19 protein-coding genes are annotated in these 17,626 nt (G+C 69.6%); 4 read left to right on the top strand and 15 right to left on the bottom strand.

Going from position 1 to position 17,626, the window contains the following annotated elements; genetic code table 11:
* Positions 1–2 precede the first annotated feature (2 nt).
* Both ABTW72_RS14285 and ABTW72_RS14280 read left to right on the top strand, forming a co-directional pair.
* Entirely contained in the window at positions 3–854 is an 852-nt protein-coding gene (locus tag ABTW72_RS14285; RefSeq protein WP_350858533.1) for an ABC transporter ATP-binding protein, read from the top strand.
* Positions 851–1,696: an ABC transporter permease gene (locus tag ABTW72_RS14280; protein WP_091405863.1), complete on the top strand. Its 846-nt coding sequence runs from the start codon at positions 851–853 to the stop codon at positions 1,694–1,696. Before ABTW72_RS14285 ends, ABTW72_RS14280 begins: the two co-directional genes overlap by 4 nt.
* A 40-nt stretch (positions 1,697–1,736) precedes the next feature.
* On the opposite strand, the gene ABTW72_RS14275 is transcribed toward ABTW72_RS14280, so the two are convergent.
* Both ABTW72_RS14275 and murA read right to left on the bottom strand, forming a co-directional pair.
* Positions 1,737–2,585, bottom strand: coding sequence for a 3-hydroxyacyl-CoA dehydrogenase family protein (locus ABTW72_RS14275; RefSeq protein ID WP_110561611.1), 849 nt, complete (start codon positions 2,583–2,585; stop codon positions 1,737–1,739).
* A 95-nt stretch (positions 2,586–2,680) separates the two neighbouring features.
* The gene (gene murA, locus ABTW72_RS14270; protein ID WP_350858528.1) at positions 2,681–4,123 is read right to left on the bottom strand and encodes a UDP-N-acetylglucosamine 1-carboxyvinyltransferase; all 1,443 of its coding nucleotides are present in this window, start codon (positions 4,121–4,123) and stop codon (positions 2,681–2,683) included.
* Between murA and ABTW72_RS14265 the strand changes: the two genes are divergently transcribed.
* Positions 4,122–4,694 carry a cob(I)yrinic acid a,c-diamide adenosyltransferase gene (locus ABTW72_RS14265; protein ID WP_350858525.1) on the top strand — a complete coding sequence of 191 codons (573 nt, stop codon included), beginning with the start codon at positions 4,122–4,124 and terminating at the stop codon, positions 4,692–4,694. The two genes, murA and ABTW72_RS14265, sit on opposite strands and share 2 nt — an antisense overlap.
* Positions 4,695–5,073: 379 nt before the next feature.
* Here the strand turns inward: ABTW72_RS14265 and ABTW72_RS14260 are convergent, their stop codons facing one another.
* From ABTW72_RS14260 to glyA, 13 genes are all read right to left on the bottom strand, one after another.
* Positions 5,074–5,529, bottom strand: a complete 456-nt coding sequence (locus tag ABTW72_RS14260) for a DUF2550 domain-containing protein (RefSeq protein ID WP_124857610.1) — start codon at positions 5,527–5,529, stop codon at positions 5,074–5,076.
* A 12-nt stretch (positions 5,530–5,541) separates the two neighbouring features.
* Positions 5,542–5,823: a F0F1 ATP synthase subunit epsilon gene (locus tag ABTW72_RS14255; protein ID WP_112584025.1), complete on the bottom strand. Its 282-nt coding sequence runs from the start codon at positions 5,821–5,823 to the stop codon at positions 5,542–5,544.
* A gap of 88 nt (positions 5,824–5,911) precedes the next feature.
* Entirely contained in the window at positions 5,912–7,054 is a 1,143-nt protein-coding gene (locus ABTW72_RS14250) for an LCP family protein (protein WP_350858922.1), read from the bottom strand.
* Positions 7,055–7,277: 223 nt separating this feature from the next.
* Positions 7,278–8,714: a F0F1 ATP synthase subunit beta gene (gene atpD / locus ABTW72_RS14245; RefSeq protein ID WP_350858522.1), complete on the bottom strand. Its 1,437-nt coding sequence runs from the start codon at positions 8,712–8,714 to the stop codon at positions 7,278–7,280.
* Positions 8,714–9,643 carry a F0F1 ATP synthase subunit gamma gene (locus ABTW72_RS14240; RefSeq protein WP_210785814.1) on the bottom strand — a complete coding sequence of 310 codons (930 nt, stop codon included), beginning with the start codon at positions 9,641–9,643 and terminating at the stop codon, positions 8,714–8,716. The genes atpD and ABTW72_RS14240 overlap by 1 nt, the downstream gene beginning before the upstream one ends.
* A 4-nt stretch (positions 9,644–9,647) precedes the next feature.
* Entirely contained in the window at positions 9,648–11,300 is a 1,653-nt protein-coding gene (gene atpA, locus ABTW72_RS14235) for a F0F1 ATP synthase subunit alpha (RefSeq protein WP_350858519.1), read from the bottom strand.
* A 165-nt stretch (positions 11,301–11,465) separates the two neighbouring features.
* A complete protein-coding gene (locus ABTW72_RS14230) occupies positions 11,466–12,287 on the bottom strand; it encodes a F0F1 ATP synthase subunit delta (RefSeq protein WP_112584021.1) in 822 nt (273 codons plus the stop codon).
* A complete protein-coding gene (locus ABTW72_RS14225) occupies positions 12,287–12,826 on the bottom strand; it encodes a F0F1 ATP synthase subunit B (RefSeq protein ID WP_112584053.1) in 540 nt (179 codons plus the stop codon). The genes ABTW72_RS14230 and ABTW72_RS14225 overlap by 1 nt, the downstream gene beginning before the upstream one ends.
* 32 nt (positions 12,827–12,858) lie before the next feature.
* Positions 12,859–13,092 carry an ATP synthase F0 subunit C gene (locus tag ABTW72_RS14220; protein ID WP_091405890.1) on the bottom strand — a complete coding sequence of 78 codons (234 nt, stop codon included), beginning with the start codon at positions 13,090–13,092 and terminating at the stop codon, positions 12,859–12,861.
* Between the two features lie 65 nt (positions 13,093–13,157).
* Positions 13,158–13,955: a F0F1 ATP synthase subunit A gene (gene atpB, locus ABTW72_RS14215; protein ID WP_350858515.1), complete on the bottom strand. Its 798-nt coding sequence runs from the start codon at positions 13,953–13,955 to the stop codon at positions 13,158–13,160.
* An 11-nt stretch (positions 13,956–13,966) separates the two neighbouring features.
* Complete coding sequence (locus tag ABTW72_RS14210; RefSeq protein WP_091405894.1) at positions 13,967–14,203, bottom strand: AtpZ/AtpI family protein; 237 nt, start codon at positions 14,201–14,203, stop codon at positions 13,967–13,969.
* A gap of 181 nt (positions 14,204–14,384) precedes the next feature.
* Entirely contained in the window at positions 14,385–14,810 is a 426-nt protein-coding gene (locus ABTW72_RS14205) for an ATP synthase subunit I (protein ID WP_181541090.1), read from the bottom strand.
* Positions 14,803–16,092 (bottom strand): serine hydroxymethyltransferase, encoded by a 1,290-nt coding sequence (gene glyA, locus ABTW72_RS14200; protein ID WP_350858511.1) that lies wholly within the window; start codon positions 16,090–16,092, stop codon positions 14,803–14,805. The genes ABTW72_RS14205 and glyA overlap by 8 nt, the downstream gene beginning before the upstream one ends.
* Positions 16,093–16,127: 35 nt before the next feature.
* Here glyA and ABTW72_RS14195 point away from each other — a divergent pair, with 35 nt between their 5' ends.
* The gene (locus tag ABTW72_RS14195; protein ID WP_350858508.1) at positions 16,128–17,591 is read left to right on the top strand and encodes an SDR family oxidoreductase; all 1,464 of its coding nucleotides are present in this window, start codon (positions 16,128–16,130) and stop codon (positions 17,589–17,591) included.
* The last annotated feature ends 35 nt before the right edge of the window (positions 17,592–17,626 follow it).

Here is a 17,626-nt window from a genome sequence, read left to right as displayed (position 1 = left end):
GCATGGATGACGAGCTGGCCATCTCCGTCCGAGGGCTGCGCAAGGCGTACGGCGACAACGTGGCGGTGGCGGGCGTGGATCTGGACGTCCGCCGCGGCGAGGTGTTCGCGTTGCTCGGCCCGAACGGCGCCGGCAAGACCACCACGGTGGAGATCCTGGAGGGTTACCGCCGCCGCGACGCCGGTGAGGTCACCGTCCTCGGCGTCGACCCGGCCCAACCGGATGCCGACTGGCGTTCCCGGGTGGGCATCGTGCTCCAGGGCACCGGCGAGTTCGACGAGCTGACCGTGGCCGAGGTGATCCGGCACTTCTCCGGCTTCTACCCCGACGCGGACGACCCGGACAAGGTGATCGAGCGGGTCGGGCTGGCCGACAAGGCGAAGGCCCGGACGCACACCCTCTCCGGCGGGCAGAAGCGCCGCCTGGACGTGGCCCTGGGCATCATCGGCCGCCCCGAGCTGCTCTTCCTCGACGAGCCGACCACCGGTTTCGACCCGGAGGCCCGCCGTGAGTTCTGGGAGCTGATCCGCGATCTCGCCGCGGCCGGCACCACCATCGTGCTCACCACCCACTACCTGGACGAGGCCGAGGCCCTCGCCGACCGGGTCGGCGTGATCGCCGGCGGCCGGCTGGTCGAGGTCGCCGCCCCCAACCGGCTCGGCAATCGGCAGGAGGCCCTCGCGACGGTCTCCTGGCGTACCCCGGAAGGGACGCTGGAAAGCGCGCAGAGCGCGACGCCGACGGCCTTCGTGGCCGACCTCGCCGCGCGCTACGGCGGCGAGGTCCCCGGGCTCACGGTGACCCGGCCGACCCTGGAGGACGTCTACCTCACCATGATCGGACACGCGCGATGACGACCACGACGAAGCCGGCGACGCCGGTCACCGCGACCCGCGGCCGGCGGCCGGGTGCCGGCGCGCTCGCCCTGCGCCAGGGCCGACTGGAGATCACCCAGTTCCTGCGCAGCCGGGAGTCGGTGGTCTTCACGATGGGCTTCCCCATCATCATGATCCTGATCTTCGCGTCGATCTTCGACGGCACGATCGGCGGCGGGGTCAAGTTCACCCAGTACTTCATCACCGGCATGATCGCCACCGGCCTGATGACGGTGAGCTTCCAGAACCTCGGCATCTGGATCCCGATCGAGCGGGACCGGGGCGTACTCAAGCGCTACCGGGGCACGCCGATGCCGAAGTGGGTCTGGTTCGCCGGCAAAGTGATCATGGTGGTGGCGATCGGGATCGCCGAGACGGTCCTGCTGCTGGCCGTCGCGGTGGCACTGTTCGACCTCGACCTGCCGGGCACCGCCGCGAAGTGGTTCACCTTCGGCTGGGTCGCCGTGCTCGGGGTGACCGCGTGCACCCTGTGCGGCATCGCGATCTCGTCGCTGGCCCGCACCGCCCGCAGCGGCTCGGCGGTGGTCACTCCGGTGGCCCTGGTGCTCCAGTTCATCTCCGGGGTGTTCTTCGTCTTCACCGACCTGCCCACCTGGATGCAGCAGGTGGCGGCGGTGTTCCCGCTCAAGTGGATGTGCCAGGGGCTGCGGTCGGTGTTCCTGCCGGAGAGCTTCGGGGCCCAGGAGCCGGGCGGCTCGTTCGAACTGGGCCGGGTGGCTGTGGTGCTGGCCCTGTGGTGCGTGATCGGCGTGGTGCTCTGCCTGACCACCTTCCGCTGGACCACCAAGCGCGACGGCTGAGCGGACGACCGGGGCGGTCACCCGCCCCGGTCGGCACAACTCAGTACGTGTAGAAGCCCTTGCCGGTCTTGCGGCCCAGGTCGCCGGCGGTGACCATCCGCTGGAGCAGCTCCGGCGGGAAGAACTTCTCGTCGGCGGTGTCGGTGTAGATGTTCTTCGAGGCGTGCAGCAGCACGTCCACGCCGGTCAGGTCGGTGGTGGCCAGCGGGCCCATCGCGTGCCCGAAGCCCAGCCGGCAGGCGGTGTCCAGGTCCTCCGCGGACACCACCCCGGATTCGACCAGCTTGACCGCCTCCATCACCAGGGCGGAGATCAGCCGGGTGGTGACGAAGCCGGCGATGTCCCGGTTGACCACGACGACCGTCTTACCGATCTCCTCGGCGAAAGCCCGCGCGGTGTCCAGCGTGGCGTCGCTGGTCTTGTAACCGCGCACCAGCTCGCAGAGCTGCATCATCGGCACCGGGGAGAAGAAGTGGGTGCCGACCACGGCCTCGGGCCGCTCGGTCACCGCGGCGATCTGGGTGACCGGGATCGCCGAGGTGTTGGTGGCCAGCACGGCGTCCGACTTGCAGATCTTGTCCAGGGCGCGGAACACCTCGTGCTTGATCTCCAGGCGCTCGAAGACCGCCTCGACCACGATGTCCGCGTCCGCCGCCGCCTCCAGGTCGGTGGTCGGGGTGATCCGAGCCAGCGTCGCCTCGACCTCGGACGCCTCGATTTTGCCCTTCTCGGCGAACTTCTCCAGTGACTTCCGAATACCGCCCAGACCCCGGGTGGTGGCCGCGTCGTCCAGGTCGCGCAGCGTCACCTGCCAGCCCGCCTGCGCCGCCACCTGGGCGATGCCGGAACCCATCAACCCGGCCCCGACGACCGCGAGTCGACCCGCCATCTGCTTCTCCCTCGCTGCGATTGAGTGCCTGCCTGCACCCTAGTCGGCGAGCCTGAACGATGGCTAAGTGGCGGTCGGGCCGGGTCGTGGGGGCCTCAGATCTCCAGTTCCGGCTCCTCCGGCGTGGTCCCCCGCTCGACCGCCACACCGAGCGCACGCAGGTCGGCCACGAAGTCCGGGTAGCCCCGGTCGACGTGGTGCACGTGGGAGACCTCCGTGACCCCCTCCGCGCAGAGTCCGGCGATGATCAACCCTGCTCCGGCCCGGATGTCGGTGGCCCGCACCGGGGCACCGGAGAGCCGGTCCCGGCCCCGGACCACCGCGTGATGCCCGTCGGTCTTGATGTCCGCGCCGAGCCGCATCATCTCGTTGGCGAACATGAACCGACCGTCGAAGATGTTCTCGGTGATCAGGGAGGCACCGTCGCTGACGGCCGCCAGCCCGATCGCCATCGGCAGCAGGTCGGTGGCGAAGCCGGGGTACGGCAGCGTCACCACGTCCACCGCCCGGGGCCGCTCGTCCATCCGTACGCGGAAGCCGTCTCCCCGGGTCTCCACCAGTCCACCGGCGGCCACCACCTTGTCCAGGGCGACCTCCAGGAAGGCCGGGTCCAGCCCGGTCACCGTCACGTCGCCCCGGGTCATCGCCGCGCCGAAGGCCCAGGTGCCGGCGACGATCCGGTCCCCCACCGTGGCGTGGCGCACCGGACGCAGACCGGGCACACCGGTGATCCGCAACGTCGAGGTACCCGCGCCGACGATGCGCGCGCCCATCTGGTTGAGCATCGTGCAGATGTCGACGATCTCCGGCTCCCGGGCCGCGTTGTCGATCATCGTGGTGCCCTGGGCCAGCACGGCCGCCATCACCAGGTTCTCGGTCGCGCCGACGCTGGGGAAATCCAGCACGATGTCCGCGCCACGCAGCCCGTGCGGGGCGGAGGCGATGACGAACCCGTGCTCACCGGAGATCTCCGCGCCCATCCGGGTCAGCCCGGAGACGTGCATGTCCAACCCCCGCGACCCGATCGCGTCGCCGCCGGGATGGGCCACCCGCACGTACCCCCGGCGGGCCAGCAACGGGCCGAGCACGCAGATCGACGCGCGCAACCGTCGCACCAGGTCGTAGTCGGCCTCCGCGCCGGGCTGTTCGGGTACGTCGATCGTCACCGACCGGGACCGGGCCACGCCGCCACGGGCGACCATCGGGTCGACCGGGTCGTCCGCGTCGAACTGGACGTCGCAGCCCAGCCGACGCAGCACCTCGCCCATGATCGCGATGTCGGTGATTCGGGGGACGTTGGTGATCACACTGCGGCCCGGCGCGAGCAGCGCGGCGGCCATCAGCTTCAAGGCCGAGTTCTTGGCACCGACCACGTGCACGGTGCCGGACAGTCGGGCGTCACCGCGTACCCGGATGACGTCGACATCGTTGACCGCCGAGTCGCCGGCGTCGCCGGGGCCCACCACCACCGGCCAGCCGGCGGTGCTGTCCGGCCGCGCCGGGATCGTCAGGTCGGGAATCCGTAGGCTGTGCGTCATGGCCGTCCACCTCACGCGCATCTACACCAAGGCCGGCGACGCCGGCATGACCAGGCTGAGTAACAACGAGCAGGTGCCGAAGACCGATCCACGGATCGCCGCGTACGCGGATGTCGACGAGTGCAACGCGGCGATCGGCGTCGCGCTCGCGCTGGGAAACCTCGACGAGGAGCTTCGCGGCGTGCTGGGGTCGGTGCAGAACGACCTGTTCGACGTCGGCGCCGACCTGTCCACCCCCGTCGAGCCGGAGCCGAAGTACCCGCCGCTGCGGGTGACCGAGGAGTACGTCGAGCGCCTGGAGAGCTGGTGCGACGAGTACAACGCACGCCTGAGCAAGCTCGACTCCTTCATCCTCCCCGGCGGCACCGCAGGTGCGGCGCTGCTGCACGTGGCGCGGACCGTTGCCCGGCGTGCCGAACGGGCAGCGTGGGCGCTGGTCAGCCACGATCCGGAACGAACCAGCACGCTCCCGGCAAAGTATCTCAACCGGCTCTCCGATCTGCTCTTTATCCTGTCAAGAACGGCAAATCCGGCAGGAGACGTGCTATGGGTGCCGGGCGGCAAGCGCTGAACGTCGGCGCTCCGCACCACGTCGAGGTCTGGGTTCCCACTCTGCCCGCCACCACGCGTAGCCAGGGCTGACTCCTCGCGAGCCAGGCCGACCAGCGCCTGGGCCCCGCGGCGAGCCCGGCCGACCGGCGCCCAGATCAACTCGCCCGACGCGCTCGCCCCGCAGGCCGGCTCACTGCGCGCGCCGAGGAGGCGGGACCCAGCCGCACCGGTAACGGCAGATGATCAAAGCCCGCTGGAACGACGCACAGCGGCAACGAGAGGTTTCCGGGGGAGCCCGTCCGGCTCCGGGCGGTCAGGCTTGATCCCTGCGCCGGGCGGGCTCCCCCGGAAACCACAAGAGTGACCAAGGACGCCAAGAGCAACCACAGAAGAGCCGATCAGGCAGCCGGCCAGTCCTGGGAGGCCATACGCGGCGAGACCGCCCCCGGAGGGGCGGCCTCGAGCCAGGAGAGAAAACCGGTCACGGTCGATCGCGCCATGGCGATCTCCACCGGTGCGTGGTGACTGGTACAGCGGAGAATCACCCAGTCGGCCGGCATGGAGAACCGTTCCTGACCTTCGGGCAACCGGCGGCGCTCCACGGCCAGCCCCTTGCGGGAGAGCACCCGCTTGGGTCGGATCGCGAAGCTGAACATCCGGTACCAGCGCAGCTCGTCACCGGCGAACCGGCCGAAGCCGGGCGACCAGCCGCGGCCGTCGAGCATGGTGGAGACCCGGACGCTGAGCCGGATGATGCCACCGCTGCGGGTGACGAGAGCTCGCCGGACGAAGAGGATCAGAAGCGCGCCGAGGATGACGACAACGCCGATTCCGAATCCTTCGACGATCTCCATCCCCGGTGTGGCTCAGCGGCTCTGCGCGGAGACCGGGGTTGCGCTCTCGGCCAGCACGGTGACACCGTCGGCGCTCACCGAGAGGAAGCCGCCGGCCACGTCGTAGGCGACCTGCTCACCGCCGGCGAGCTTGATGCGTACCTGGCCGGGCTCGGCGAGCTGGCCGAGCAGCGGCGCGTGCCCCGGCAGGACACCGAGCTCGCCTTCGGTCGTCCGGGCGACGACCATCTCGGCGTCACCGGACCAGACCTTCTCCTCGACGGCGACGAGCTCGACGTGAAGCTGCTGTGCCACGCTGTCTCCTTGCTGCGGCTACGGATTGCCGAAAGTCTAGCCTGACGATGCGGCGCGCCCAACGCGGGTGGGGACAACGCGGACCCGACTACTTGGTCTTGTTCACGAATTCCGGGTGCTCGAGCAGGAACGGGTCGAGCTGCTCGTTGTGCAGGGCGGTGAAGAAGTCCGGGACCCCCGGCTGGAACTGCTCTCCCAGGTACCTCTTGCCCTCGAAGACGCCACCACCGGGGAGCTTGATCATCTCGATCGTGTTCGGACGGATGTCCTTCAGGGCGAGCCCGAAGTCGACGACGCTGTTGCCTCGACCGTTGAAGATCAACGACTGGCCGGCGGCGCGGAGCACCTTGTCCAGCTTGATCGGGTTGGACACCACGTCGGCGCTGAACGCCTGGCCGACCATGGCCTTGACGAACTGCTGCTGGTGGCGCTGTCGGCCGTAGTCGGAATCCGGAACACCGTTCTTCGGGTACCGCTGCCGGACGTAGTCCAGCGCCTGCCACCCACTCAGGTGCCGGTTGCCCTTCTTGTAGATCGCCTGCGGGCCGACGTAGCCCTCACCACCGGTGTTTCCCGGCCGCGGCTTGCCGTCCGGCTGCTTGTGCTCGGACTTCACGTCGCGCTCGATGTACATGTCGACACCGCCCATGGCGTCGACGATCTTCTGGAAACCGGTGAAGTTGATGATCGCGCCGGCGTCGAAGCGCTTGATGCCGGTGACGTTCTGCACGGTGGTGGCCAGCAACTCGAAGCCCCGTGCCGCGTCGGGGTTGCCCCCCGGCACCTTGCTGCCGAACGACATCGCGGCGTTGATCTTCGTGGTCTCGCCCGGGAAGTCGGCCTTCTTGAACGGCGGGATCGGCACGTAGAGGTCACGAGGCAGCGAGAACAGATAGGCCCGGTCCATCGAGGCCGGCACGTGCAGCACCATGATCGAGTCGGCCAGCGGCGCGGCCGTCGGCGTACGTGGGTCGATGCCGACGAGCAGGATGTTGAGCGGACCCTTGATCTCGCTCTTCTTCGCCTGGGCGCCCGCCGCCTGGTCGCCGAAGAGGTCGGCCTTGCCGACAGCACCCTCGTAGCGGGCCATGAGCACCTCGGTGCCGACCAGCACGGCGCCGCTGAGCACGGTCAGCACGGTGCCGAACACCGTGCAGAGCCTGGCCCACCGCGGCACGCCTCGCCAGATGGACGGCTTGCGGCCACTCTTGCCGGCCTTACCCACGAGCAGCTCCGTTCGTTACGCCCACGACGAGGAAGACGGGCGCACGTCGTCGAAAGGTTGCAAAGATCAACGCTCGTTCAGGTGAGCGCGGAACGAACCGTAGCTCGGGACCCTCCGGAATGACGACCACGAGTAACGGACCGCGACGATGGTAAGACGCGAACATGAACAAAAGACTGCCCCGGCATTGCCGGGGCAGTCTTTTTGCTACGGATCGGATGGGGGCTGGTCAGCCCTTCATCAGCTCCTCAGCCTTGCGCTCCAGGTCCTCGAGACCGCCGCACATGAAGAACGCCTGCTCGGGGAAGTGATCGTACTCACCCTCGCTGATCTTGCGGAACGCCTCGATGGTCTCCTTGATCGGGACCGTCGAGCCCGGCACGCCGGTGAACTGCTCCGCCGCGTAGGTGTTCTGCGAGAGGAAGCGCTCGATCCGCCGGGCGCGGGCCACGGTGATCTTGTCTTCCTCGGAGAGCTCCTCGATACCGAGGATGGCGATGATGTCCTGCAGGTCGCGGTAGCGCTGCAGGATCCGCTTCACCTCGGTGGCAACCTGGAAGTGCTCGTTGCCGACGAACTCCGGGGCGAGGATCCGGGACGAGGACGCCAGCGGGTCCACGGCCGGGTAGATGCCCTTGTCGGAGATCGACCGCTCCAGGTTGGTGGTCGCGTCCAGGTGGGCGAACGTGGTGGCCGGGGCGGGGTCGGTGTAGTCGTCCGCCGGCACGTAGATCGCCTGCATGGACGTGATGGCCTGGCCCCGGACGGAGGTGATCCGCTCCTGGAGCTCGCCCATCTCGTCGGCCAGGGTCGGCTGGTAACCCACGGCGCTCGGCATACGGCCGAGCAGGGTGGACACCTCCGAACCGGCCTGCGTGAAGCGGAAGATGTTGTCGATGAAGAGCAGCACCTCCTGCTTCTTCACGTCCCGGAAGTACTCGGCCATGGTCAGCGCGGAGAGCGCCACCCGCAGCCGGGTGCCCGGCGGCTCGTCCATCTGGCCGTAGACCAGCGCGGTCTTGTCGATGACGCCGGACTCGGTCATCTCGGCGATGAGGTCGTTGCCCTCACGGGTGCGCTCACCCACGCCGGCGAAGACCGAGGTACCACCGAAGTTCCGGGCGACCCGGGTGATCATCTCCTGGATGAGCACCGTCTTGCCCACGCCCGCGCCGCCGAACAGGCCGATCTTGCCGCCCTTGACGTACGGGGCGAGCAGGTCGATGACCTTGATGCCGGTCTCCAGCATCTCGGTCTTCGGCTCAAGGTCCGCGAAGGCCGGGGCCTTGCGGTGGATGCCCCACCGGTCGTCGGCCTCGAACGTCTCGCCCTCGGTGAGGTTGAGCACCTCGCCGATCGCGTTGAACACCTTGCCCTTGACCGCGTCGCCCACCGGCACCGTGATCGGCTCGCCGCGGTCGCGCACCTCGGCGCCACGGACCAGGCCGTCGGTCGGCTGCATCGAGATGGCACGGACCAGGTTGTCACCCAGGTGCTGGGCGACCTCCAGGGTCAGCGTCTTCTCACCGCCGGACAGGTTCACCTTCACGTTCAAGGCGTTGAACAGGGCCGGCATGGCGTCGCGCGGGAACTCGGCGTCGACGACCGGGCCGATGACCCGGACCACGCGACCCGTGGCCGTCTTGGTCTCTACTGGTGCAGTCATCACACTTCACTTCCCGACGCGGCCAGCGCGTTGGCGCCGCCGACGATCTCGCTGATCTCCTGGGTGATCCCGGCCTGGCGAGCCGAGTTCATCTCGCGCGTGTACTTCTCGATCATCTCTTCGGCGTTGTCGGTGGCGCTCTTCATCGCCCGCCGCCGTGCCGCCGACTCACTCGCCGCCGACTCGATCAACGCCGCGTAGATCCGCGTGTTGATGTACCTCGGCAGGAGCGCGTCGAGCAGCGCCTCCGCCTCCGGCTCGAACTCGTACGCCGGCAGCAACCCCTCGGAGCGCGGCCGGTCCTCCACCTGCATCGGACCGATGACCTTGGTGACCGGGTTCTGCGTCATGAGCGAGTGGAACTCGGTGTAGACGATGTGCAACTCGTCGACCCCGAGCACCCCGTCCGCTCCGGCACCGCCGTCGACGTCGTCCGCACCGGCGGTGAACGCCTTGATCAGCGTCTCACCAACGGTACGGGCGTCCTCGAACGACGGCTGCTCGCTGAAGCCGGTCCAGTTGGCCTCGATCGGCCGCTCGCGGAACCGGTAGAACCCGACGCCCTTACGCCCGATGACGTAGAGCACCGGCTCCTTGCCGTCCGCCTTGAGCCGCGCGATCAGCGACTCCGCCATCCTGATCGCGTTGGAGCTGTAACCGCCGGCCAGGCCACGGTCGCTGGTGACCAACAGGACGCCGGCCCGCCGCACCCGCTCACGCGGGGTGAGCAGCGGGTGGTCGATCCGCGCGTTGGACGCCAGCGCCGTGAGCACACCGGTGATGGCCTGGGCGTACGGCAGGGACGCCTGCACCCGGGCCTGGGCCTTGGCGATCCGGCTCGTCGCCACGAGCTCCATCGCCTTGGTGATCTTCTTCATCGACTTCGCCGAGCGGATCCGTTGACGAAGAACGCGTACCTGGGCCGCCATGGGATCAGCTCTCGGCCGGGCGGTCGGTCGCGCCGTCGCGGAAGCGGGTCACCGTCTCGCGGTTCTCGTCTCCCTCAAGCGGCGCGGCCGGCGCGTCGTTGACCTTGCGCTCGTCCTCCTTGCCGAGGAAGACCTGCTTGAACTCGGCGATCGCGCTGTCCAGCGAGCCGATGATCTCATCGTTCCACTGGTTGTCGGCGATGCCGGCCAGCACACCCTGGTGCTTGTGCCGCAGGTACTGGAGGAACTCCGACTCGAAGCGCCGGACCTCGCCCACCGGAATGTCGTCCAGCTTGCCCTCGGTGCCGGCCCAGACCGAGACGACCTGCTCCTGCACCGGGAACGGCGAGTAGTTCGGCTGCTTGAGCAGCTCCACCAGGCGCGAACCGCGGTCCAGCTGGGCCCGGGAGGCCCGGTCCAGGTCGGAGGCGAAGGCGGCGAACGCCTCCAGCTCGCGGTACTGGGCGAGGTTGAGCCGCAGCGAACCGGCGACCTTCTTCATCGGCTTCACCTGCGCGGCGCCACCGACCCGGGAGACCGAGGTACCGACGTTGATCGCCGGACGGACGCCCTGGTTGAACAGGTCGGTCTCCAGGAAGATCTGGCCGTCGGTGATCGAGATGACGTTGGTCGGGATGAAGGCCGAGATGTCGTTGGCCTTCGTCTCGATGATCGGCAGACCGGTCATCGAGCCGCCACCCAGCTCGTCGGAGAGCTTCGCGCAGCGCTCCAGCAGGCGGGAGTGCAGATAGAAGACGTCACCCGGGTACGCCTCACGGCCCGGCGGGCGACGCAGCAGCAGCGACACGGCGCGGTACGCCTCGGCCTGCTTGCTCAGGTCGTCGAAGACGATCAGGACGTGCTTGCCGCCGTACATCCAGTGCTGCCCGATGGACGAGCCGGTGTACGGGGCGAGGTACTTGAAGCCAGCCGGGTCGGAGGCCGGCGAGGCGACGATGGTGGTGTACTCCATCGCGCCCGCCTCCTCGAGCTGCCCCTTGATGGAGGCGATCGTGGAGGCCTTCTGGCCGATGGCGACGTAGATGCAGCGAACCTGCTTCTTCGGGTCGCCGGTGCGCCAGTTGTCCCGCTGGTTCAGGATGGCGTCCAGGGCGACAGTGGTCTTACCTGTCTTCCGGTCACCGATGATCAGCTGCCGCTGACCCCGACCGATCGGGGTCATCGCGTCGATGGCCTTGATGCCGGTCTGCAGCGGCTCGTCGACGGACTGCCGGGACATCACGTTCGGAGCCTGCAGCTCCAGCTCGCGGAAGCCCTCGTTGGCGATGTCGCCGAGCGCGTCGATCGGCTCACCGAGCGCGTTGACCACGCGGCCGAGGAAGGCGTCGCCGACCGGAACGGAGAGAACCCGCTCGGTGCGCTTGACGCGCTGCCCCTCCTCCAGCTTGGCGGAGTCACCGAGAACGACGACACCGATCTCCCGGACGTCGAGGTTCAGGGCCACGCCGAGCGTGCCGTCCTCGAACTCCAGGAGCTCGTTGGTCATGGTCGAGGGCAGGCCCTCGACGTGGGCGATACCGTCACCGGTGTCGGCGACGGTGCCGACCTCCTCGCGGGAGACGTCGGACGAGTAGGAAGAGACGTAGCGCTCCAGGGCGCCGCGGATCTCCTCCGTCGAGATGGTCAGCTCGGCCATCCTCTGCTTCCTTAAAATTCAGGGGCCCGGGATACCTAGTACCGACCGGTCCGAATGGCGTCTGTCAATCCGGGCGCTGAGCGGCGGAGCCACCCCAAAGCTGGGCGGCAAGGCCGCTCAGCTACTGGGCGGCGAAGCCACCGCATTGCTGGGCGGCGGAGCCGCTCAGCGCTTCGCGAGCGCGTTGCGGGTCTCGTTGAGGCGGCGCAGGACGGTGCCGTCGTACAGGTCGGAGCCGACCCGCACGCTCACGCCACCCAGGACGTGGGGGTCGACCGTCTGCTTGACGGAGACCTCTCGACCGTATATCGCGGCGAGGCTCACACCCAGCCGGCGCTCCTCCTCGTCACTCAACGGGGCCGCCACGGTGACGTACGCCACCTGACGGTCCCGCCGTTCGGCGGCGAGTTCCACGAGCCGGGTGAGCGATCCGCTGAAGGAACGCCCCCCGAAGCCGGCAAGCGCCACCTCGATGAGGCGGACGGTGGCCAGGTGGGCCTTGCCGGAGAGCAGCTCGCCGACCAGGACCCCCCGCCGGTCCACCGGGACCGCGGGGTTGGAGAGCACCGCGGAGAGCTCGGGCTGGCCGGCGACGACCTGCCCGAAGCGGAACAGCTCGTCCTCGACCTCGCCGAGATCGCCGGAGGCCTCGGTGCTGGCCAGTGCCGCCTCCACGCCGAGCCGCTCGACGCCGTCGAGCAACTCCGACGGCGCCGACCAACGGCCGGAGACCAGCGCGGCGAGCAGGTCGAGCGCGCCGTCGCCGATCTTGCCGCGCAGCATCCCGCCGAGCAGTTCGGCGCGGTCAGCGCCGGACCGGGCCGGGTCCGAGAGGGCCCGGCGCAGCCGCGGCTCGCGCCGCAGCAGCCCGGCAACGGCGAGCAGGTCGTTGGCGGTGTGTGCCGCCGTGACCGCGTCGGTGCCGCGGACGTACGCGTCGAGGCGCTCGGCCCCGGCCTTGTACGACTCCCGGCTGGCGGCCTGCATCAGCGGGCCCCCGTGCTCTCGAGACCGCTCAGGAACCGGTCGACGGTGCCCTTACGCCGCGCCTCGTCGGCCAGCGACTCGCCAACGATCTTGCTGGCCAGGTCCACCGCGATCGTGCCGACCTCCGCGCGCAGCTCGCGCACGATGGTGGCCCGCTCGGCGGCGAGCGCGTCCTTGCCCGCCTGGATGACCCGGTCGGACTCTTCCCGCGCCTTGGCGAGGATGTCCTGCCGGATGCCCTCGGCGTCGGCCCGCGCGTCGTCACGGATCTTGGCGGCGTCGGTCCGGGCCTCAGCGAGCTGGGCACGGTACTGCTCGAGCAGCTGGTTCGCCTCGGCCTGGGCGGCCTCGGCGCGCTTGATGCCGCCCTCGATCGCGTCGACCCGAGCCTGGAACGTCTGCTCCATGCGCGGGAAGACGAACTTCATCAGCACGAAGCAGAGCACGGCGAAGGCGACCGTGCCGACCACGATCTCCTGCCAGATCGGAATGATCGGGTTGTGGTCTGACTCACCACCCTCGGCGGCGAGGAGGAACAACATGGGTGACCTCCCGGTCGGAAGGGGCGGGATCAGCCGGCCCAGATGAAGCCGAAGGCGATGCCGAACAGCGCGAGCGCCTCGATGACGGCGAAGCCGATCCAGACGTACGGCAGGGTCATGCGCGACGACTCGGGCTGCCGGGCGGTCGACTGGATGTAGGCGGCGAAGACCAGGCCAACGCCGATGCCCGGGCCGATGGCGGCGAGACCGTAGCCGATGGCAGCGGTGCTACCGGTGACCTCGGCGAGAACGCTAGCGTCCATTGGTGTGGTTCCTCCTGGTTATCACGCGTGACTCTCACGCGGGACGACAACGGTTGGTGCGTGGATCAGTGCTCTTCGGCGAGCGCACCCTGGATGTAGCTGGCGCTCAGCACGGTGAAGACGTAGGCCTGCAGGACGATGACCAGCGCCTCGAGGAGGGTCAGCGCCACGGTCATCACCCAGGAGACCACCGAGATCGGCGCCAGCCAGGCGTTGGCGTTGAGCATCGCGAAGCCGCCGAGCGTGAAGACCAGCAGGAGCATGTGGCCGGCGAACATGTTGGCGAAGAGACGAACGGCCAGCGAGAACGGCCGGATGATGAAGGTCGAGAACGCCTCGATCGGGATCAGCAGCGGCAGGATGTACCACGGTGCCGGCGGGATCAGGGCGTGCTTGAAGTATTTGCCGAAGCCGTGGTGCCGGATGCCGATGTAGTTGAACAGCACGTAGCTGATCACCGCGAGGATCGCCGGAAAGGCGATGTGCGAGTTCGGCGAGATCTGGAAGAGCGGAATGATCGCGAACGCGTTCGTCAGCAGCACGAAGCAGAACAGCGTCGTGAAGTACGGAGCGAACCGCACGCCCTGGTGACCGATCATGTCGACCGAGATGTTGTTCCGGACGAAGCCGTAGATCGACTCGGCGAACCACTGCTTCTTGGTCGGCACCAACTTCGGGTTCCGATAGGTCGCCAGGAAGAAGATGATCAGAACGCCGACCGCGATCCAGATCATCAGCGTGAACTTGGTGAACCACGGAGCGTTCTCCACGCCCCAGGGCACGATCGCGGGCAGGTAGAAGTCGTCCACACTGGGTGGGAATGCCGCCTGGCCCGCTGCCAGAACGTTCGCCTGTCCGAACACCGTGTCCCTTCCTAAGTAGGCGTGCCGAGCCGACGGACGACGAGGATGATCCCCCCGGTCACGCCGAGCACGACGCCGATCCCGGTGGCGACGCCACCGGTATCGAGCCACTGGTCGACCAGCCAGCCGATGAAACCCCACACGAGCATTCCTCCGATGAGGTAGCTGAGCGCGGTCCAACCCTGACCGGCGCCGGACGGATAATCGTCCGGTTCACCGGCGGGACGGGGGGTTTGGTCACCAGCCATGACGGGGCGAACGATATCAGCCGGGAAGACGAGGCTGTGCCTCACCCCCCGCACAACCGTCGTTGTGTGGGCTTCTCGTGGGCGCCGTCGTCTGTGGGCACGCTACTCCCCTTCCGCCCGTCGGAAAATGACCGGAGGCCGACACATTGCGGCGCGTCCGCTGGTTGGGACGACCGCCAGGTCAGCCGCGCGGCCGGCGAGCGTGGACCGCTGTCAGCCACCAGAGGTGCACCGCTGTCCACACTGCCACCCCGGCGACGATGCCGAGGCAGAGAGGGATCAACCCGGGCCAACCGGTCGACGCCACCGCCACCAGCACCACACCCAGCAGGCTGAACTTCAGCACGTACAGGCCCACCCCGAGCGGCAGCAGCAACTGCGGGTTGACCTGGTCGGCCCGGGCCAGCACCACGGTGGTGAGGGTGTAGCTGAGCACCGTGACGCCCACGCCGGCCGCCGCGCCGAGTGCCGCCGTCACGCCGCCGGTCACCCCGCCCACCACCGCGGCGACCGCGGCGAGCGCCGCCGACGCGCCCAACAGCACCGGCAGGTGCCGCAGCCGCCACCGCCGGTCGGTGTCCGGCTCGACCACCCCGGGCTCAGCCACGGGGGTACGCCGGGAACGCCGCGACCAGTTCGGACACCTCGGCACCGAGCCGGGTCAGCTCGTCGGCCCCGCCCGGAGCACCGGGATCGGTGCGCACCGCACGGGCGATCAGCGTCGCCACCTGGCGCAGCTCCCCCTCGCGCATCCCCTGCGTGGTGACGCTCGGCGTGCCCACCCGGATGCCGGAGGCCACCATCGGGGGCTGCGGGTCGTACGGGATGGCGTTCTTGTTCAGGGTGATCGACGCGGCGTCGCAGCGGCGCTCGGCCTCGGCGCCGGTCACCCCCAGTTCCCGCAGGTCGATCAGGGCGAGGTGGGTGTCGGTGCCACCGGACACCGGGCGCATCCCCTCGTCGGCCAGCCCGGCGGCGAGCGCCTGGGCGTTGCCGACCACCTGCCGGGCGTACGTCTGGAACTCCGGCTGGGCGGCCTCGCGCAGCGCGACCGCCTTGGCGGCGACCGCGTGCATCAGCGGGCCGCCCTGGGTGAACGGGAAGACCGCCTTGTCGATCCGCTGGGCCAGCGACTCGCGGCACAGGATCATGCCGCCGCGCGGCCCGCGCAGCACCTTGTGGGTGGTGGCGCAGACGACATCGGCGTACGGCACCGGGGACGGGATGGCCCGACCGGCGACCAGGCCGATGAAGTGTGCCGCGTCCACCATCAGGTACGCGCCGACCTCGTCGGCGATCTCCCGGAACCGCGCGAAGTCGATCAGGCGCGGGTACGCGGTGGCCCCACAGATGATCAGCTTGGGTCGGTGCGCCCGCGCCAGGTCCCGTACCTCGTCGTAGTCGATCTGCTCGGTGTCCGGCCGGACGGGGTAGCCGACCGGGTGGAACCACTTGCCGGAGAAGTTCACCCGGCTGCCGTGGGTGAGGTGCCCCCCGTGTGGCAGGTCCATCGCCAGCACCGTGTCCCCCGGCTGCACCAACGCGGTGTACGCGGCCAGGTTGGCGCTCGCCCCGGAGTGCGGCTGAAGGTTGGCGTGCTCGGCCCCGAAGAGCTCCTTGGCCCGGGCGATGCCGATCTCCTCGGCCTTGTCCACCTCGGCGCAGCCGCCGTAGTAGCGCCGGCCCGGGTAACCCTCGGCGTACTTGTTGGTCAGCGTCGAGCCGAGCGCGGCCAGCACCGCCGGCGAGGTCAGGTTCTCGCTGGCGATGAGCTGCAGGCCGCCGCGCAACCGGTCCAGCTCGCCGAGGACCACCCCGGCGATCTCCGGGTCGGTGGCCCTGAGCTGCGCGAAATCCGGCCCCCAGAAGGTGCTCGTCTCGGTCTCCACAGCGAACGAGTCTAGGGGGCCGCAGACTGGGACCTGTGAGATGCCTCGTCACCGGCGCTACCGGCTACATCGGCGGGCGGCTGACGCCGCTGCTGCTCGCCGACGGGCACACTGTGCGCTGCCTCGCCCGCAAGGCGGTGCGGCTGCGCGACGTGCCCTGGGCCTCGGCGGCCGAGATCGTCGAAGGAGACCTGAGTCGACCGGAGACGCTGGCCGCCGCGTTCGCCGACGTGGACGTCGCGTACTTCCTGGTGCACTCGTTGGGCCGGTCCGACTTCGAGGCGGCCGACCGGGCGGCGGCGACCAACTTCGCCGCGGCGGCGCGCGCGGCCGGCGTACGGCGGATCGTCTACCTGGGCGGCCCGGAGCCGGCGTCCGACGCGGAGGTGCCCTCCCCGCACCTGCGCTCCCGTGCCGAGGTGGGCCGGATCCTGCTGGGTAGCGGGGTCCCCACGGCGGTGCTCCGCGCCGCGGTGATCATCGGGTCCGGCTCGGCGTCGTTCGAGATGCTGCGGTACCTGACCGAGCGACTGCCCGTCATGATCACGCCGCGCTGGGTGCGCAACCGGATCCAACCGATCGCCGTTCGCGACGTGCTGCACTACCTGGCCGGCTGCGTCGCCCTGCCGGCGGAGGTCAACCGGGGCTTCGACGTCGGCGGGCCGGACGTGCTGACCTTCCTCGAGATGATGCAGCGCTACGCCCGGGTGGCCGGCCTGCGCCAGCGGATCATCGTGCCGGTCCGCCCGCTCACCCCGTCGCTCTCCTCGCACTGGGTCGGGCTGATCACCCCGGTGCCGAACAAGATCGCCCGTCCGCTGGTGGAGAGCCTGATCCACGAGGCGGTCGCCCACGAACACGACATCGCGCGCTACGTCCCGGACCCGCCCGGTGGGCTGACCGGCTTCGACGAGGCGGTGGCGCTGGCGCTGACCAAGGTGCGCGACGCCCAGGTGGAGACCCGCTGGTCGAACGCGAGCGGCCCGGACGCACCCGCCGAGCCACTGCCCTCCGACCCGGTGTGGTCCGGTGGCACCGCCTACACCGACGTCCGGGAGCGGACGGTGGACGCGCCACCCGCGGCGCTCTGGCGGGTCGTCGAGGGCGTCGGCGGCGAACACGGCTGGTACTCGTTCCCCCTCGCCTGGTCGATCCGCGGCTGGCTGGACCGGCTGGTCGGCGGGGTCGGGCTGCGCCGGGGCCGGCGCGACCCGCACCGCCTCCAGGTCGGTGAGGCGCTGGACTTCTGGCGGGTCGAGGAGATCGTCCCGGGCGAGTTGCTGCGACTGCGCGCCGAGATGCGGCTACCCGGCCGGGCCTGGCTGGAGATGCGGGTACTTCCGGCCGACGACGGCCGCAGCCGCTACCAGCAACGCGCCGTCTTCCTGCCACGCGGCCTGCCGGGGCACGCCTACTGGAAGTCGGTGGCCCCGTTCCACGCTGTGGTCTTCGGCGGGATGGCCCGCAACATAGCCCGCAACGCCGAACAACCCCGCTGACCCCGCTCCCCGCTCCCCGCTCCCCGCTCCCCGCT

The organism is Micromonospora sp. NPDC127501 (genome assembly GCF_040302185.1).
Lineage (GTDB): Bacteria > Actinomycetota > Actinomycetes > Mycobacteriales > Micromonosporaceae > Micromonospora.
The sequence above is the reverse complement of the archived record's forward strand: the minus strand, read 5'-3'. Positions and strand labels throughout refer to the sequence as shown.

Coding starts and splice junctions, on each gene's coding strand:
- ABTW72_RS14285 (WP_350858533.1), top strand. CDS start 3: ATGGATGACGAGCTGGCCATCTCCGTCCGAGGGCTGCGCAAGGCGTAC.
- ABTW72_RS14280 (WP_091405863.1), top strand. CDS start 851: ATGACGACCACGACGAAGCCGGCGACGCCGGTCACCGCGACCCGCGGC.
- ABTW72_RS14275 (WP_110561611.1), bottom strand. CDS start 2,585: ATGGCGGGTCGACTCGCGGTCGTCGGGGCCGGGTTGATGGGTTCCGGC.
- ABTW72_RS14265 (WP_350858525.1), top strand. CDS start 4,122: ATGGCCGTCCACCTCACGCGCATCTACACCAAGGCCGGCGACGCCGGC.
- murA (WP_350858528.1), bottom strand. CDS start 4,123: ATGACGCACAGCCTACGGATTCCCGACCTGACGATCCCGGCGCGGCCG.
- ABTW72_RS14260 (WP_124857610.1), bottom strand. CDS start 5,529: ATGGAGATCGTCGAAGGATTCGGAATCGGCGTTGTCGTCATCCTCGGC.
- atpD (WP_350858522.1), bottom strand. CDS start 8,714: ATGACTGCACCAGTAGAGACCAAGACGGCCACGGGTCGCGTGGTCCGG.
- ABTW72_RS14240 (WP_210785814.1), bottom strand. CDS start 9,643: ATGGCGGCCCAGGTACGCGTTCTTCGTCAACGGATCCGCTCGGCGAAG.
- atpA (WP_350858519.1), bottom strand. CDS start 11,300: ATGGCCGAGCTGACCATCTCGACGGAGGAGATCCGCGGCGCCCTGGAG.
- ABTW72_RS14230 (WP_112584021.1), bottom strand. CDS start 12,287: ATGCAGGCCGCCAGCCGGGAGTCGTACAAGGCCGGGGCCGAGCGCCTC.
- ABTW72_RS14220 (WP_091405890.1), bottom strand. CDS start 13,092: ATGGACGCTAGCGTTCTCGCCGAGGTCACCGGTAGCACCGCTGCCATC.
- ABTW72_RS14210 (WP_091405894.1), bottom strand. CDS start 14,203: ATGGCTGGTGACCAAACCCCCCGTCCCGCCGGTGAACCGGACGATTAT.